12 protein-coding genes and 1 tRNA gene are annotated in these 17,456 nt (G+C 67.7%); 5 read left to right on the plus strand and 8 right to left on the minus strand.

Annotated elements, in window-relative coordinates; translation table 11 throughout:
- Positions 1–109: 109 nt before the first annotated feature.
- A complete protein-coding gene (gene pknB / locus C6A86_RS19305; protein WP_105363772.1) occupies positions 110–1,954 on the plus strand; it encodes a Stk1 family PASTA domain-containing Ser/Thr kinase in 1,845 nt (614 codons plus the stop codon).
- Here the strand turns inward: pknB and C6A86_RS19310 are convergent.
- The 5 genes from C6A86_RS19310 to C6A86_RS19330 all read right to left on the minus strand — a co-directional run bounded on the left by C6A86_RS19310 (position 1,951) and on the right by C6A86_RS19330 (position 10,014).
- On the minus strand, positions 1,951–3,948 hold the full coding sequence (locus tag C6A86_RS19310; protein WP_105363771.1) for a cytochrome c oxidase assembly protein: 1,998 nt from the start codon (positions 3,946–3,948) through the stop codon (positions 1,951–1,953). The two genes, pknB and C6A86_RS19310, sit on opposite strands and share 4 nt — an antisense overlap.
- 23 nt (positions 3,949–3,971) lie before the next feature.
- Positions 3,972–6,317, minus strand: a complete 2,346-nt coding sequence (locus C6A86_RS19315; RefSeq protein WP_105363770.1) for a glycerol-3-phosphate 1-O-acyltransferase — start codon at positions 6,315–6,317, stop codon at positions 3,972–3,974.
- The gene (locus tag C6A86_RS19320) at positions 6,314–7,834 is read right to left on the minus strand and encodes an HAD-IB family hydrolase (protein ID WP_199196225.1); all 1,521 of its coding nucleotides are present in this window, start codon (positions 7,832–7,834) and stop codon (positions 6,314–6,316) included. Before C6A86_RS19320 ends, C6A86_RS19315 begins: the two co-directional genes overlap by 4 nt.
- On the minus strand, positions 7,831–9,300 hold the full coding sequence (locus C6A86_RS19325; protein ID WP_105363769.1) for a wax ester/triacylglycerol synthase family O-acyltransferase: 1,470 nt from the start codon (positions 9,298–9,300) through the stop codon (positions 7,831–7,833). Before C6A86_RS19325 ends, C6A86_RS19320 begins: the two co-directional genes overlap by 4 nt.
- A 132-nt stretch (positions 9,301–9,432) precedes the next feature.
- Positions 9,433–10,014, minus strand: a complete 582-nt coding sequence (locus C6A86_RS19330; RefSeq protein ID WP_233213036.1) for a group I intron-associated PD-(D/E)XK endonuclease — start codon at positions 10,012–10,014, stop codon at positions 9,433–9,435.
- Between C6A86_RS19330 and C6A86_RS19335 the strand changes: the two genes are divergently transcribed.
- Positions 9,988–10,060, plus strand: a tRNA-Arg gene (locus C6A86_RS19335). The two genes, C6A86_RS19330 and C6A86_RS19335, sit on opposite strands and share 27 nt — an antisense overlap.
- A 347-nt stretch (positions 10,061–10,407) precedes the next feature.
- Here the strand turns inward: C6A86_RS19335 and C6A86_RS19340 are convergent.
- The 3 genes from C6A86_RS19340 to C6A86_RS19350 are packed head-to-tail and all read right to left on the minus strand — an operon-like array spanning position 10,408 to position 13,034.
- Positions 10,408–11,832, minus strand: coding sequence for an SDR family oxidoreductase (locus tag C6A86_RS19340; RefSeq protein WP_105363767.1), 1,425 nt, complete (start codon positions 11,830–11,832; stop codon positions 10,408–10,410).
- A gap of 47 nt (positions 11,833–11,879) precedes the next feature.
- On the minus strand, positions 11,880–12,623 hold the full coding sequence (locus tag C6A86_RS19345; RefSeq protein ID WP_105363766.1) for an alpha/beta fold hydrolase: 744 nt from the start codon (positions 12,621–12,623) through the stop codon (positions 11,880–11,882).
- A gap of 33 nt (positions 12,624–12,656) precedes the next feature.
- On the minus strand, positions 12,657–13,034 hold the full coding sequence (locus tag C6A86_RS19350) for an STAS domain-containing protein (protein ID WP_105363765.1): 378 nt from the start codon (positions 13,032–13,034) through the stop codon (positions 12,657–12,659).
- A 166-nt stretch (positions 13,035–13,200) separates the two neighbouring features.
- Here C6A86_RS19350 and C6A86_RS19355 point away from each other — a divergent pair, with 166 nt between their 5' ends.
- The 3 genes from C6A86_RS19355 to C6A86_RS19365 all read left to right on the plus strand — a co-directional run bounded on the left by C6A86_RS19355 (position 13,201) and on the right by C6A86_RS19365 (position 17,432).
- Positions 13,201–15,468: a SpoIIE family protein phosphatase gene (locus tag C6A86_RS19355; RefSeq protein WP_396835360.1), complete on the plus strand. Its 2,268-nt coding sequence runs from the start codon at positions 13,201–13,203 to the stop codon at positions 15,466–15,468.
- Positions 15,469–15,491: 23 nt separating this feature from the next.
- Entirely contained in the window at positions 15,492–15,785 is a 294-nt protein-coding gene (locus tag C6A86_RS19360; RefSeq protein ID WP_105363777.1) for a putative quinol monooxygenase, read from the plus strand.
- A 123-nt stretch (positions 15,786–15,908) separates the two neighbouring features.
- On the plus strand, positions 15,909–17,432 hold the full coding sequence (locus tag C6A86_RS19365; RefSeq protein ID WP_105363763.1) for an ABC transporter substrate-binding protein: 1,524 nt from the start codon (positions 15,909–15,911) through the stop codon (positions 17,430–17,432).
- Positions 17,433–17,456: the final 24 nt, after the last annotated feature.

The raw sequence follows: 17,456 nt of genomic DNA on the forward strand, positions 1-17,456 counted from the left end.
GGCATTGTGCACAACCGGTACTTACCGGGGTCTCGCAACCCGCCGCGTCGGCACTGAGAGAAGATCAACGAGTGGGATGTACAGGCATCGAAGTGATCGGTAGCGCGCCATGACCGTGCCGCAGCAGCTGACCGACCGCTACGAGCTGGGCGAAATCCTGGGTTTCGGCGGCATGTCGGAGGTGCACAAGGCGCGCGATGTGCGGTTGCACCGCGATGTGGCGATCAAGATCCTGCGCGCCGACCTGGCCCGCGACCCGAACTTCTATCAGCGGTTCCGCCGGGAGGCCAAGCACACCGCAGCGCTGAACCACCCGTCCATCGTGGCGGTGTACGACACCGGTGAGGCGCAGACCCCGAACGGCAACCTGCCGTTCCTGGTGATGGAGTACGTCGACGGTCACACCGTCGGAAAGCTGATCCAGCACCACGGAGCGATGCCCCCGCGCCGGGCGATCTCCATCATCGCCGATGTCTGCACGGCGCTGGAGTTCAGCCACAGCCGTGGCATCGTGCACCGCGACATCAAACCGGCCAACATCATGATCACCCCGACCGGCGCGGTGAAGGTGATGGATTTCGGCATCGCGCGCGCCATGAACGCGACCACCGGGGACCGGCTCACCGCGACCTCCGCGGTGGTCGGCACCGCACAGTACTTCTCCCCCGAGCAGGCCCGTGGCCAGCAGGTCGACGCCCGCACCGATGTGTACTCGCTGGGCTGCGTGCTGTACGAAATGCTGACCGGCCAAGCGCTTTTCACCGGCGATACGCCGCTGTCGGTGGCCTATCAGCATGTCCGGGAGCGGCCGGTCCCACCGTCACAGCGGAACGGCGGCATCTCCCCGGACCTCGAAGCCGTGGTGCTCAAGGCGCTGGCCAAGAAGCCCGAGAATCGCTACCAGAGCGCGGCCGAGATGCACGCCGATCTGCGGCGGGTCGGCAGCGGCAACACCCCCGAGGCGAAGTCGCCACAGGCCCCCGAAGCCCACGACACCGACGACACCCCGGCGGACCGGGGCCCGAACACCCTGCAGTTCCCCGTGCAAGAGCAGCCCAGGAGATCGCGGCGCTGGGTGATGGCCGGCGCGCTGGTGGCCGTCACGCTGCTGGTGATCGCCGGCGTCTACATCGTGGGCGCCATGAACCGCGTGCGCGTGCCCGATGTGGCGGGGCTGTCCCAGCAGGAGGCACTGAGCCAACTGCAGGACAGCGGCCTGAGCCCGGTGGTGGACGCCACACCCGACGGATCGGTCGAAGCGGGACTGGTGATCGGCACCGACCCGGCCGCCGGCGGCTCCGTCTCCTCAGGTGGTGACATCACCGTCAACGTGTCGACCGGGCCCGAGCAGCGCCGCATCCCGGATGTCTCCCGGCTGTCCTACGACGAGGCGGTGAAAACCCTCGCCGACGCCGGTTTCGACGATGTGCGCCGGATGCCGCAGGCGTCGACCAGCGAGGAACTCGACCGGGTCATCGGGACGGTTCCGGCGGCTCAGCAGGATTCGGCCACCAGCAACGAGATCGTCATCCTCGTCGGTTCGGGACCGTCGGCGCGGACGGTGCCTGATGTGGTCGGCCAGACGGTGGAGCAGGCCCTCCGCAACCTCGACACCGCCGGTTTCACCACCATCCTGCAGGCCGACGCCGACGGCACACTGCCGCCCGGCCAGGTGGCCGCCACCGACCCGCCGGCCGGTGCGTCGGTGGCCTCGGACGCCCCGATCACCCTGAAGGTCTCCCGGGGCAACCAGTTCGCCATGCCCGACCTGCGGGGGCTGCTCTACGGCGATGCGAAGGCGCAACTGGATGCGCTGGGCTTCACCGGGCTTTTCCTGAAGGGGCCCGATATGGACGCCGGCGGCGACCGGCGCGCCAGGGTGGTGCAGCAGGTCCCGGCACCCGGTACCGGCGTGAACCGGGACGGCACCATCACGGTGAACTACGGCAGTTAGCGGTCCTCGATCTTGGACAGTTTCGCCAGCATGTTGTTGTAGGCGGTCAGTTCGGCGTCCTCGTCGCGGTCGGCGGCCCGGTCCAGCCGTTTGGCGGTGCGGTTGTCGCTGCGGCGCCACTGGATGAGCAGCGCCAGCATCACCAGCACCAGCGGGACCTCCCCCGTCGACCAGGCGATGCCGCCGCCGAGACGCTGATCGGCGAGCAGATCGGTGTGCCACGGCAAGTCGAGGGACCGGTAGAAATCGCCGGCGAGCACCTTCTGCGTCCCCATCAGAACCACACCGAAGAACGCGTGCAAGGGCAGCGAGCCGAACACCATCGCGAGCTTGGCCAGGGGTGGGATGGGCCGCGGCGTCGGGTCCACCCCGATGACCACCCAGTAGAACAGGTAGCCGCTGAGCAGGAAGTGCGCATTCATCGCCAGGTGCGCGCCGTGGCTGTCGGCGGCCGCATCGAAGATGCCGCCGAAGTACAGCCCGTAGAAACCGGCCACGAAGATCGCGGTCGCCACCAAGGGGTTGGTGAAGAACGTCGACACCCGGCTGTGCAGCGCGGCCAGCAGCCACTCCCGCATTCCCGGCGGGCGGTCCTTGCCCGCCGTCGGCAGCGCGCGCAGCGCCAGGGTCACCGGTGCGCCCAGCACCAGCAGCACCGGCACCAGCATCGACAACATCATGTGGGCCGTCATGTGCATGCTGAACATCGCGGGCATGTAGCGCCCGACCCCGGACGACGTCGCGAACAACAGCGTCGCGCAGCCGCACAACCAGGCGATGGTCCGGCCCACCGGCCAGGCGTCGCCGCGGCGGCGCAGCCGCACCACGCCGGCGATGTAGATCGCGGCCGCCAGGATGGCGGCGGTGCCGAAGATGAGGTCGAAACGCCAGTCGAACAGCACCCGGGCCAACGTGGGCGGGCCGGCCAGGTCATAGCCGATCTCTACCGCGGTGATCGACGGCAGTTCGGCAAGCGGCGGTGGCGGGGTGCGCCCGAGGGCCACGGCGAGACCGAAGGTCACCCCGAACACCATCGATTCGACGAGCGCCAGCTGGATCAGCGGACGGCGGGCGGCGGGATCGTCGGCCAGCGCGCGGACGCTGCGGCGGCGGTGCAACAGCCCGAGCACACCGAGCACCAGCAGCGCCGCGGCCTTGCCGAGCAGCAGCCAGCCGTAGGTGGTGCTGAACAGTTCGCCGGGACGCACCCGCACCAGGGCATTGACGATGCCGGACAGGGCCATCGCCGCGAAGCACCACAGCGCGATCGCCGAGAACCGCCGTGCCGCCACGTCCAGATGCTCGCCGCCACGCACCGCGAGTGCCCACAGCGCCATCAGGCCGCCGGCCCACACCACCCCGGCGACCAGGTGGATGAGCAGGCTGTTGGTCGCCACGTCGTGGGCCCCACCGGAGGACGAATGCCCGCTGAGCGCAAGCGGCAGCAGCGTGACCAGCGATCCGGCCAGCAGCACCGGGGTCCAGGTCCAGCGCAGCACCGGGATGCTGACCAGAGTGACGATCCCGGCCAGCAGGGCCGTCCAGCGCCAGGTACCCGCGGTCTCCACCATGCTGGCGACCGTCCAGACGTCGATGGGGCCGAGCCTGCTGGCCAACGGTGCACCGGTGATATCGGAGACCGTCAGCGGCACCAGCAGCACCGCACACACGGTCCACACCCCGGCGGCGATGGTGCCGGTGCGCAGCGCGCGGTAGCCGCCGGCGTCGAGCACGCCGCTGCGCTGAGGTGGCACCAGGAAGGCGGCCATCAGGAACGAGCCGACGGCGATGGCCGCGGCGATCTCGCCCACCGCACGCACGAACGGCAGCCCGTAGGTGGTGGCCGGACCCGGGTCGGGCAGCCCCGTCGCGGCCAGCGCATCCACGATGGACAGCCCGCCGATACCGGCGGCCACCGCGCCGGCCAGCAGGGCGACGCCCCACAGGGTCGGCCACACGGCGCTGGTGCGCACGGGTGGCGCGACGATCGTCATGCCGTCAAGGGTAAGTGGCGCGCTCAGCGACCCGCGGACTGGCGTGAGGCCCGCTCACGCGCAAGGAACTGCTCGCGGGAGGCGACTTCGACCGTATCCATGTCGGCAAGGATGCCGCGCATCTCGGTCAGAAACGCCGTCCGCCGCTCCGACAGATCATCGGCGCGGCGTAGCAGCCCCTGATCGGCGGCCACCTGGCGTGCGGTGGTGAACAGCAGCGCCGATACCGACTCGGCGCTGCGCACCTTCGCCTGGGCCACATACTGGCGGCCCACCCCGAGCGCCAGCTTGGTCAGCTCCGCCTCCGGGATCTCCGCCGCGGCATCACGCAGCACATCGGCCACGATTCTGTAGGCCTCGAAGAACGGCCGCAGCATCGCCGAACCGAGCAGTGGCCGCTTGGTCTGCAGGACAGCGTCGATGCCGTCCGGGCCCGAGGCGATTTTCTCCTCCCAGTCCGGCACCCAGGACATCTCCGTGGTGATGTTCTCCCGAAAGGTGGCCGAGTCGGCGAAATAGAACTCGAACTTCAGCAGATCGCGCAGCCGGATCACCTGGGTCCAGAACACCTCGAGCCAGTCCGACTCGGCGCGCGCGGCATGCGCGAGCGCCAGTTCGATGAGGGAGGTCTCCAGGAACGCGTAGATGACCGAGTTCCGGTAGAACGCGGCCTCATGTTCGTCGTCCCTGGCGATCCGCCATACCGGCTCGCGGCCGCCGTCCACCCGGGTCACCGGGTGACCGCCCGAGAGTGCATCCACCGCAGCGCGCACCCCTTCGGGCGTACGCAGCCGCAGCGCACTGTTGGTCATCGGAATCTCTTTGCGCTCAAGATAATCCAGTGCGTCCTGGAAGGTGTGGTGCAGCTGCCCGACGGTGAGCGCCATGCCCCGTGCGGTCAGCAACAACGCCGACACCAGTCCCGTCGCATTGACCGGGGTGACCCGCACGATGCGCCAGGCCACCTCGAAGGCCATCTTCTGCATGGCCAGCCGTTTGGTGTCCTCGTCCTGGGCGATGGGACCGTTGGGTTCGCCCAGGTACTGGCGCATGGACACCGCTTCGGGGAAGCGGACGTAGATCTTGCCGTAGTTACGTTCGCCCTGCGCCTTGATGAAGCTGTAGAGCCAGGCCAGGCTTTCCGGGGTCTTCTCCCCGCCGCGGGCGTACTCGGCGTACTCGGCGGTCTCGTGCAGCTGGTCGAAGCTGATCGACACCGGCTGCAACAGGATGTCCTCGCTGCGCCCGTCGAGGTAGGCGTCGGCGACATAGGACAACAGTCCGAGCTTGGGCGGCAACATCTTTCCGGTGCGGGACCGGGTGCCCTCGATGGACCAGTTCAGGTTGAAGCGCTTCTCCACGATGTACCCGACGTACTGACGCAGCACATACTTGTAGAGCGGATCGTCGAGCTTGCGACGCAGGAAGATCACGCCGGAATGTCGCATGATCGGACCCATGAAGCCGAAGGACAGGTTGATCCCGGCGAAGGTGTGCACCGGCGGAAGCCTGTTCTCCTGCATGGCCACCGGGACGATGACGCCGTCGAGGTAGGACCGGTGGGAGAACAGCAGCACCGCCGGGTGGGTTTCGAGGCTGTGCCGCATCGATTCGATCTCGGTGCTGTCATAGTCGATCCTGGGATCGAAGCCACGGCTGAAGATGGCCCGGCCCAAGGTCGGGATGAGGTCGACGGAGAAGCGACTCCACCCGGTGGACAGCTCATCGAGCATCTCGCCGGCCTTGTCGACCGTGGCACCCGGGATCTTCTCCAGGCCCTCACGGAACCGCGCCGAGGCCAGCATCTCGGGCTTGACCAGACGCGGTGACTTGTATTCGGGCCCCAGCAGCCGCAGCTCCACCCGTTCGATCGCCAGGATCGCCCGGCGGATCACGAAACGGGCGAACTCCCTGGGGTTTTCGGCAATGGTCGTGTCGCTCCACTGCTGGCGCAGCTCGGACACCTTCGCGGGTTCACCGGCCACCACCCGGGCGCGCGCGGGATCCTTGCGCAGGATGCGCCGCTGCAGCAGCTCGGGCGGCCGGTAGGTGTCGCGGCCGGAGATCAGCGCGACCACCTTGGACCTGGTGGGCAGACCGCCGGGCACCCAGAAAACCCGGACCGGCACCACCGATCGACCGGGGTCGGCCGAGAGCAGTTCCACCAGCCTGGCCATCACGGTGGCCGGCGGATCATCGGAATGCGTCGGAAGCAGCAGCACCTCGACGCGGGCCTCGGGCCGGTCCCGGCGCTGCTGACGCAGCCAGTCGTCGAGCAATTCCTGTTCGGCCGGCGAGGCCACCGCGGCCAGCACGAGGGTGTCGCCGGTCGGGCTGAAGCTCGCGAAATCCTCGACGACCTGCTTCACGCTTTTTCTCCCCGCATACGTTGATAGACAGCGGCATCGGGCAGCGACTCACGCGGCCAGTCCAGCAGGGTGTCCAGATAGAGCCGGCGCACCTCGGCGATGCGGTCGGCCAGGTTGTCGTGGGTCCAGTCGTCGGTCGGGATCGGCGGGTACACCGCGACATCGACCTTGCCCGCGTTGAAGGTGCTGGAATCGCGGGCCGCGATGACCTCGGCGTTGCGGATCACGATCGGCACGATGGGGATGCCCGCCGCCATCGCGATGCGGAACGGACCCTTCTTGAACGGGCCGACCTCGGTGGTGTCCAGCCGGGTGCCCTCGGGAGCGATCAGGATGGAAAGTCCCTTGCGGGCAAGCTCTTCCACCTTGTGCAGTCCTTCGACGGCGGACTGGGTGTCGTCGCGGTCGATGAAGGCCGCGTCCATCACCTTGCCGAGCGGACCCATCAAGGGGTTGCGTTCCAGCTCCTTCTTGCCCACCCCGGTGAAGTCGACGTTGACCAGCCGGCCGGCGATCATCGGGTCGGCCTGGTTGCGGTGGTTGAAGATGAACACGGCCGGGCGCTGCGCGGTCAGGTTCTCCTCACCCAGCACGTTGAGCTCGATGCCGGTGGTCAGCATCAGCAGCCTGCTCCAGTTGGAGGTGAAGAAGTTGACGCCCACCCGTTTGTTGCGGGTGAGCAACCCCAGCCCGATGGCGCCCGCCGCGACCGTCGGGATGGTCGCCAGGCTGGCCAGGGTGCGCAGCTGGGACACCGGGCTGCTGCCGGCACGGCTGCTGAACTTCAGGATCGGCCAGCCCCGCTTCTGCGCCACCGATGCCAGCTTCCCGGCCGGGTTGGTGGGCCGCGGGTTGCCGACCAGATACATCAACGCGACGTCCTCGTCGCCGTCGGCGTAGAAGTAGCTCCTGGTCAGATCAACACCGTTGGCCGCCGAGAACTTCTGTACGGCATGAGCTTTGCCCGGACCCCAGATGACCGGCTCCTCAACCTCGCCGGTGATCAGTCCGTGCTCGTCGACCTTGAACTTGTTGCTCAGCACCTTGTCGATGCCCAGGAACCGGGCGACGGGTTCCACCTGCACCGTCAGCGCCGAGGAGCTCAGCACGACGGTGTGACCGCGGGCCTGGTGCGCGCGCACCATGGCCCGCATCTCCGGGTAGATGCGGTCACGGACGTGCTGGATGAACAGCCGCTCGCCGAGTTCGTCGAGATCACTGATCGAGTTCCCGTGCAGCATGCGTGCACCCTTGCCGATGAGATCCTCGAACTCCGAGCGGCCCAGCTGATGGTTGATGCCGGCCTGCACCATGCCGATGAACTCGCCGACGCTCATCTGGCCGCGCCGCAACTGATCTCGTGTCATGAGCACGCCGGTGAATCCGGCGACCAGGGTGCCGTCCAGATCGAAGAAGGCACCCACCTGCGGCCCCTCGGGGCTAGCCTCGATCTCGGCCACCGTGCCGGGCAGCCGCATGATCTTCGAGCCGCCCGATTGTCCGTCCGCCGAACTCATTGCGCAGCACTCCCATTCGATGAAGTGGTTTCGGGGTCGGCGAAGGAGGCCGGCACGGTCCGGCCTTCCCCGCCGAGTGCCAGGATCTCGTCGAAGCCCCGCAACAGGCAGCCCGCCCACAGTGCGTCGTCGACGAAAGCGGCCCGGTCGTAGCGGGTGGTGACGGTGACGTAACCGCCGCGCGATACCAGCACCGTCATCATCGCCACCCCCGGCAGCGGGCCGAGTCCGTAGTGCCGCAGCACCTTTGCCCCGGCGATGAAGGTGTCCCCGGGGTAGACCGGAACATTGCTGGCCTGCACATCGGAGTTCACCACCGAACTGGCCGCCGATTCCAGAACGGCGTCGGGCAGGAAGCTCGCGATCGGCGCGATCGTGCCGACCATGTCGATGGCGCGTTCCTCGCGCTTGCTGGTCATCTGCGAGCGGATCGCCTTGATCCGGCGTTCCGGATCGGCGATGCCGATGGGCGCGGCGAGATTGATGCCGGCGAAACGGTTTCCGCCGGCCGGGTCGTCATCGGAGCGCAGATTCACCGGGACGGCCATCGGCAAGGTGTCAATGGGCATCCCGAGGGCCTCGTGGTAGTACCGCAGCGCGCCGCACAGCCCGGCCAGGTAGACGTCGTTGATGGATCCGCCCGCGGCCTTGGCGGCCTTGTGCAGGTCGGCGAACACGATGTCGATGGCCTCGCTGCGCGAGGTGAGGCTGCGGCGGCGCAGCAGCGGCGAGTGATCGGCGACCGGCCGGGACACCCGGGTGGTCGACAACGCATAGTCCACGACGCCGCTGACCGCGGCGGCCGGGTCACGCACCACGTTGGTGACCGCGTGCACCGCACCGCCGAGCAGGCCGAGCATGCTGTTGGTGATCTTCATGGGCAGCCGGTTGATGCCCATGCGCATCAGTTCATTTGCCGACAGATCCTGCGGAATCGGCAGGGGCGCAAGCTCACCGACCTCGACATCGCGTTCCAGGTTGTAGATGTGGGCGAACATCTCGACCGTGCCGACCCCGTCGGCGACGGCATGGCTCAGGTGCAGGATGGTGGCGGCCCGGCCGTCGGCCAGTCCTTCGACGAGGGTGGCACTCCACAGCGGCCGGGTGATGTCCATCGGGGACTGCAGTGCGATCTCGGCCAGATCGAGCACCTGGCGCAGGGTGCCCGGTTCGGGGACCCGGGCCCGTCGCACGTGGAAGTCGAGGTTGAAGTCGGGGTCGACCACCCAGCGCGGCGACGCCGTCGGCAGCGTCGGCATCACGACCTTCTGGCGCAGCCGCAGCACCTTGCGCGACGCCTGCTCGAACACGGCGCGGAACCGCTCCCAATCGGGGGTGGTGTCAAGCAGTTCGACGCCCATGATGCCCGACCGGGTGCGGGGATTGGCCTCCCCGCGGTGCAGCAATGTGTCGACGCCGTTCAGTTTCTGGGGCAGCCCCGCCGCATCCAACGGCACCTTGCTCATCGCGCGAACTCTCCTCCTGCACGGCGCTCCACCAGCGGTCACCGTGCAGCGTCCACGCTAGTCGGCGGCGCCGCGGTGCGACGCAGCTTTCGTGGCTGTCATCCGGCGGCGGCGTCGGAATTCATCGCGGCTTCACGCCGAGGTGCGGATGTCGTCTGCAGGATTCGGGAGTCTGTCCGGCAGGTCACGGAATGATGCGGCCGGCAGGATTCGTTTCTGCTGACCGTTCTTGGTCGGCGTGATCCGTAGATTGACAGAAGCGCCATGGTCCATCGGCCGGATGTAATAACACTCATCGGTCTCCGGGCAGTAGATGCACACCAGGTCGATGGCTTCTTTGTCGATGGGCGTCGAATGAACTCCGTGGCGGTCTGACCATGTGGACCGGAGGTTCAGGTGGATAGCGCCTCCACGCGCCGACCGATATTTCACCTGGACCCGGTGAAACGTACCGTCCGCGTACGCAACGAGGTCGAACGGCGCGTGCTCGGTAGTCGGGAAAAGCACGTAGAACCCCTTGGTCACCAGGTCGGCGTGCGCTTTGGCGACACCGAGGTCGCCCTTGTCTTTGGTGTGATGTCGAACCACTGATCGCCCATTTCGTCGAATGCGGTGCGAGCAGCCCACGTCGTGCACATCCGTTTCTTCAAAGACATCGCCGCGGTGTAAATTACGGTGGTCCGACTTGCCCCCGTGGCGCAACGGATAGCGCATCCGGTTTCTACCCGGTCGGTTGCAGGTTCGAATCCTGTCGGGGGTACTACATTTCGATCAATTGCCGTGTGCTTCTCGTTCTTGAGTGCACCGTAGCGCGTCGGTCCGACAATCCCCGATGGCCTCGCTGGGCGCGCAATCCCTCAGGAAACAGCTGATCAGCCGCGCCGGCCGGCGTGTTCGTCGAGGGCGACACGCACTTCCGGAGAACGCCACACCCGGTTCCGAGGTCCGTTCGTTGCCTCGACGAGCACCGACGGCGGCAGCTAAGTGAAGTTAATAGGCAGAGTGGACTTCAGTTGTGGCAATCCCCTGCACCGCGAGATTGCTGTTTCTGCGCGAGCCACTCGCACTTTCACGCGATATCTGCAATCTCGCGAACAGTGGGGGCAACTACCACTCGCTGGGCGCGTAGTCCTTCAAGAAACAGCCGTGCAGATCCTCGCCGGCCTCACCGCGCACGATCGGGTCATAGACCCGGGCGGCGCCGTCGACCAGGTCGAGCGGGGCATGGAAGCCCTCCTCGGCCAGCCGCAGCTTGGTCGGGTGCGGACGCTCATCGGTGATCCAGCCGGTGTCCACGGCGGTCATCAGGATGCCGTCCTGCTCCAGCATCTCCGCGGCGCTGGTGCGGGTCAGCATGTTCAGCGCGGCCTTGGCCATGTTGGTGTGCGGATGCCCGGGGCCCTTGTAGCGACGGCCGAACTGACCCTCCATCGCCGAGACGTTGACAACGTACTTGCGCCGGGCCGGTGAGGCGGCCATCGCCGGGCGCAGGCGGCTCACCAGGATGAACGGCGCGGTCTGGTTGCACAGCTGCACCTCCAGCAGCTCCATCGCGTCGACCTCGTGCACGCGCTGGGTCCAGCTGTTGACCGGCGCCGTGTCGGGCAGCAGCCCGCCGGCATCGATGGCGGTGCCCGCGGCGATCCGTTCCGGTGAGGCGCTGCGAGCCGTCAAGGCCAGTTCTGCGAGCGCATGCGGGGTCTGGTGGTCGGCGAGGCTGCCCGCCAGAGCGGCCGGGTGCGCATCGCTGACCCGGTCGAAGCTGACCACATCGACCTTCGCCAGCTCCGGCGGCGCGCTGCGTTCGGCCTCGACGAGTGCCGAGTAGGAGCCGGGTGCCCGGCGCACCGTCTGGGCGGCGTTGTTGATCAGGATGTCCAGCGGGCCGTGGGCGGCCACCGTGTCGGCCAGCGCCACCACCTGGGCGGGGTCTCGCAGATCGATGCCGATGATGCGCAGCCGGTGCAGCCAGTCGGCGCTGTCTTCCATGGCGGCGAAGCGGCGCACCGCGTCGTTCGGGAAGCGGGTGGTGATGGTGGTGTGCGCACCGTCGCGCAGCAGGCGCAACGCGATGTACATGCCGATCTTGGCGCGCCCGCCGGTCAGCAGCGCGGTGCGGCCGGTGAGATCGGTGCGGGCATCGCGCTTGGCATGGCTGAACGCCGCGCATTCCGGACACAGCTGGTGGTAGAAGGCGTCGACGACCGTGTGCTGCTTCTTGCAGATGTAGCAGGCCCGCGACCGCAGCAGGGTTCCCGCGGAGGCACCGGTCACCGACGACACCAGCGGCAGGCCGGCGGTCTCGTCGTCGATACGCCCGGGCGCCCCGGTGGCCGTCGCGGCGATGACGGCCTTGTCGGCCTCGGCCACCGCGTCGCGTTTGGCGTGCCTGCGCGCCTTGCGCACCGACTTGAAGATGCCGGCGGTGGCGCGTCGGACGGCGACCGCGTCGGGGTGCTCCGGCGGCAGCGATTCGACATCGGCCAGCACCTGAAGGCAGGCGCGCAGCTTGTCCGGATCGATCGCAGTCACCGCGCAAGGGTACGGCGACCAGACCCCGAGTTCCTATTCGCCGAGCGTCAGAGGGCGGCCCAGAAGCGGGTGAGCACCTCGGCGCCGCGGGCCGGATCCTCGATCATCCACCAATGCCCCAAGCCATCCAGGACCTCGGTGCGGGCGCCGGCACGGCCTGCCGCCCGGCGCCTGATCTCCTCGGAACCCACGAAGTGGTCTTCGGTGGCCAGGATGGCCAGGCCAGGACGTGCTGCGGCGTTTTCGAGTGCGCCTCCCGCCTCGGCGAGCACGGGCTGGGCCGCCGAGCGATACAGCCGCAGGATCGCCGCGCCCATGTCCGCGTTCTGCGCCGCAACCAGGGCCGGAGCGATCTCGGGTCCGACGCCCATGGCGGACACCGCCGCGATCCGCTCCTCGGCGCTGCCCGCCATCATCGCCGCGACATGCTGCTCGCCGGCCCCCGGCGTCTGCCAGATCTGCGCCAGGTCGTGCCAGACGTATTCGGCATCGAAGACCCCGACGATGTCGCTGACCCAGCTCCGGACCAGTTCAGGCTGGTGCATGACGACGTTGACGACATGCCCGCCGCCCCAGTCGTGACCGACCAGGTCGATGGGCCCCTCGATCCGTTCGAGTTCCTGTTCCAGCCAGTCCCGGTAGACCAGGTAGGTGGGGTCGAACCCGTCTGGCAGCGGGGCGCCGAACCCGGGCGGGGACAGCGTGACGACATCGTCACGCCCGAGGGCGTCGATCAACGGCCCCCAGATGGCATTCGTCTCCGGGTTCCCATGCACGAATACGACAGTCATGGGGCCATCGTGCACGATGCGCGTGCGGGTGTCTCAGCCCTCGACGACCGACACTTCTCCGAGCGCTTCAGCCAGTGTGGAGCGCAGGGTGAGGAACGCCGACAGCCCGACCAGTTCCAGCGGACGCCGGGTGATGGGCCCGTCGGCGACGACGATCAGCGACGCGCCCTCGGACAGCTTTTCCTGCGTCTCGACCAGCAGCGACATACCGCAGGACGCGAACATGGTGGTCTCGGTCAGGTCGATGATCACCACCGAGGGCCGCTTGTCCAGGGCCGACGCGATGAGCTGACCCATGTGCGGCGCGGTGAGCATGTCGACCACACCGGAGCAGCTGACCACCACGGTCGTGGCGTGCCACGTCTCGGTGCATACCAACGACGATGGACCGGATACGAATTGCTGAGTCATCGAATACCTCGCGGAAGCGTAGATTCGTCGCGCAATGTCTCGCGGGCTGTGGCTCAACCGGGCAAGTTAGAACGCTTGCTGATGGCGAGCCTACGGCAACCGCCACGCCGGTGCGACCAGACAAGCGCTGACCTGGCACTCTCGAGACGGGAAGACAGCATCGCACCTGGGGGTTGGACCAATTTCGCGTGACAATACTGACGGCGCCGACGCCGGAGATCTGCTGCCCGCCGGCACACCCATCGATCTGGACAACTGTGCGCGCGAGCCGATCCACATCCCGGGCAGCGTCCAGCCGCGGGGGGTGCTCGCGGTGGTCCGGGAGCCCGACTTCGAGATCCGCCAGATCAGCGCGAACGTCGCCGATCTGCTCGGCGTGTCCGTCGACGAGGTCCTGGGCAAGCACCTGTCAGCGCTGATCGGTACCGCGCAGGCCGCCCGGGTCCAGCAGTCTGCGGCGGCGTTCGGCGATCTGCGACAACGCAATCCGCTGGAGTTGGAGCTCACCGTGGCCGGGCGGCAACTCGCCTTCGACGCACTGCTGAATCGCGAAGCGGGCGGCGTCCTGCTTGTCGAACTCGAGATCGCTTACGGGGCAAGGCCGTTCTCTTTTCCGAACACCTATCAGGCGGTGCGCAATTCAGTCGAAGAGTTGAACCGGGCTTCGTCGACGGCCGAGTTGTATGACAGCACCGCTAGCGCGGTCCGCGATCTCACCGGATTCGACCGGGTGATGGTGTACCGCTACGACCGTGACTACAACGGCGAAGTCGTTGCCGAAAGCAAGCGCGCTGACCTCAATTCCTTTCTCGGCCTGCACTATCCGGCCAGCGACATCCCGGCGCAGGCCCGGGCCATGTACGAGAAGAACTGGCTGCGTCTGATCTCCGATGTCGATTACACGCCGGCGCCGCTGGTGCCGACGATGGACCCGGACAGCGGTACCCCATTGGATCTCACGCACGCCACCCTGCGCAGCGTGTCGCCGATCCACATCGAATACCTGCAGAACATGGGTGTGCGCGCATCGATGTCGATTTCGCTGCTGCGCCACGGCCGGCTCTGGGGATTGATCGCGTGCCACCACTACGCCGGGCCGCACCTGCCGCCGTACGGCGCCCGGGCCGCCGCCGAATTCCTCGGTTCCACACTGTCATTGCGCCTCATCGACCGGTTCGACGACGACCAGTTGCGCGAGCGCCTGGCAGCCCAGTCCATGCTCGCCCACGTAACCGCGGCAACACTGGACGAGCGTGAATCCGTCGCGTCGGCACTGCTGCGCTCCCCCAGCCTGCTGGACCTGCTGCCCGCCGCCGGCGTGGCGGTCAGCCTCGGCGGCGAGTACCACGAACGGGGGGCCGTGCCGGAGGCAAAGGTGGTGGCACAGGTCGCGGCCTGGGCGCGGGGCGCCGGTGCGGAAATCGCCTCCACCGAATGTTTGGCCGACGACTTCCCCGGACTGGATCCCGGTGCCGCGGCGGGTGCCCTCGCGCTGAACCTGCCCGACGAGCAATACATCATCTGGTTCCGCCAGGAGGCATTGCGCGCGGTGGACTGGGGCGGCGACCCGCACAACAAGGCCATCGCGGTGCAGGAGGGTGACGGGGTCCGGCTCAGTCCGCGCAAGTCTTTCGAACGGTGGCGCGAGGTGGTCCAACGATGCGGTGAGCCCTGGGGACAGGTCCAGCTCGAAACCGCCGAGACGCTCCGCCGCCACCTCGTCGAGGAGCTGTACCGCCGCACCCGCGGGGCGCTGCGGGCCGCCGAGATGCTGCAGCGCAGCCTGCAACCCGCCTCCTTGCCGTCCGTCCCGGGCTGGGAGCTGTCGGCCGACTACCGTCCCGCCGCCGGCGGCCGGGTGGGCGGCGATTGGTATGACGCTTTCCAGCTCCCGGACGGGCGGCTCATCGCGCTGCTCGGTGATGTCGCCGGCCACGGCTTGCCCGCCGCCGGGGCGATGGCACAACTCCGGGGTGCGTTGCGCTCACAACTGTTCGCCGGGGCCACACCGGCGCAGGCCTTGAGTCAGCTCAATGCGTTCAGCCTGCATCTGATGCCCCGTACGTTCGCGACGGTGATCGCCGCCCTGGTCGATCTGGATTCCGGGCAGGTCGAGGCGGCCTCGGCCGGGCACCTGATGCCCTATCGCACCGGCCCGGTGATCGAGCAGGCACCGGTGCGGCTGTCCCCGCCGATCGGCGTGCGGGGCGTGCACTACGTGCCGAGCACCTTCACCCTCGAACACGGACAGGGCCTGGTGATGTTCTCCGACGGCCTGGTGGAGCGACGCGACTCGACGATCGACGACGGGATGGCCAGGCTGGCCGGCCTGCTCGGCCAGGCCGGTGACCTGTCCGCGTCGGGAATCTCGAATGCACTGGCATCCAGCGAAACCGACGACGACGTCACCGTCATCACGCTGCAACGCCTGTGACGCGCGGCGGTATGTTGTCGTCCATGGGGGTCACCGTTGTCCTCGAACTGAAGATCAAGCCCGAATCCGTCGCCGCCGCGCGCGATATCTTCCGCCGGGCCCTCGCCGATACCCGGGCGTTCCCCGGCAATCTGGGTACCGATGTCCTCGTCGACGAGACCGACGAGGACCACTGGCTGATCTACGAACTCTGGGAGTCCGTCGCCCACGATGAGGCCTACCGCGCCTTCCGGGCCGGCGAAGGCAAGCTCACCGAGGTGCCTGCGTTGCTGACCGCACCTCCGGTCAAGACGCGGTACACCACCAGCGACGTCTGAGCTCGTCAGCCGGTCGACCCCGGGCCGCAGCGTCCTGACCTGCCCGAACCCCCGGAAAGTGTAAAAGCCCCACGAGGCGGGTAGACGTCGACGACCTGTAGGCCGAGGCGGAAAGTGACGGATATGCGACTGTTCGCGGCCGTGCTCGCCGCCATGGTCGTTCTCACGTGTGCGGCATGCTCCACCGGTCAGCGCGTCGATCTGGGCCAGGACGCAGGCAATCTGATCGCCGCGATCTCGGGGGAACCCGACCAGCTCGATCCACACAAGACCAGTGCCTACTTCTCCTTCGAAGTGTTGGAGAACGTCTACGACACGCTCGTGGAACCCGACTCCGAGCTGAACATGCGCCCCGCGCTCGCCGAATCCTGGGAGACCTCCCCGGACCAGCTGGTCTGGACCTTCCGGCTGCGGCCCGGCGTGACCTTCCACGACGGCAGTGCGTTGACCGCCGACGACGTCGTCTACTCCTACCGCCGCATCATCGACGAGGAACTCACCAACGTCGACAAGTTCAGTGCCATCACCGATGTCAGCGCCACCGACGACCTCACGGTGCGCATCACCCTGGCGCGTCCGAGGCCGAATCTGCTGACCAATCTCGGCGGATTCAAGGGGATGGCGATCGTGCAGCGCGCCAATGTCGAAGACGGACAGATCGCGACGCACCCGGTCGGCACCGGCCCGTTCTCCTTCGTCGGGCAGAAGAGCGGTGACTCGATCACCCTGCGCGCCAACGAAAGGTACTGGGGCGGTGCCCCGAAGGTTCCCGGGGTGACCTACCGGTTCATCAGTGAACCGTCGACCGCGCTGTCCGCTCTGCAGGCCGGTGAAGTCGACTGGACCGACGCCGTGCCGGCGCAGCGGGTCACCCAGCTGCGCAACGACGACTCGCTGCACCTCGCCCAGACACCCAGCAACGACTACTGGTATCTGGCAATGAATCTGGCCCGGCCGCCGTGGAACGATGTGCGCGTCCGGCAGGCCGTCGCCTATGCCATCGACCGGCCCTCGATCGTGCAGGCCACCAGTTACGGTACGGCGCAGGCCAATCAACTGGCCATCCCCGAAGGCAACCCGTGGTTCGTGCGCTACGACCGCTACAGCCAAAACCTGGACAAGGCCCGCGCGTTGTTGCAGGAGGCCGGCGTGACACCGTCGACCATGGACCTGCTGGTCACCACCGAGTATCCGCAGACCGTCACCGCCGCTCAGGTGATCGCCGACAACCTTGCGCCCCTCGGCATCACCGCGAACATTCGCACCGTCGACTTCGCCACCTGGCTCGACGAACAGAACAGCGGACGGTTCGACATGCTGATGATGGGTTGGCTGGGCAATATCGACCCCGACGACTTCTACTACGCCCAGCACCACACCAACGGCACCAGCAATGCCCAGAAATTCTCCGACCCGCGGGTGGACACATTGCTCGATGCGGGCCGCACCGAGACCGACCAGCAAGCGCGCAAAGAGGATTACGCGCAGGCGGCCACCCTGATCGCCGATGAGGTGAGCTACCTGTATCTGTACAACCCGGCGGTGCTGCAGGCCTGGAACCCCGGCCTGTCCGGGTACGAGGCACGGCGCGACAAGGCGATCCGGTTCCGCGACGCCGTCCTGGACTCCAGCGGTGCGGACCGATGAGCGCGTGCGCGAAGAGCAGGTGCC

It is taken from the genome of Mycobacterium sp. ITM-2016-00316, assembly GCF_002968335.2.
In the GTDB taxonomy this organism is placed as follows: Bacteria; Actinomycetota; Actinomycetes; order Mycobacteriales; family Mycobacteriaceae; genus Mycobacterium.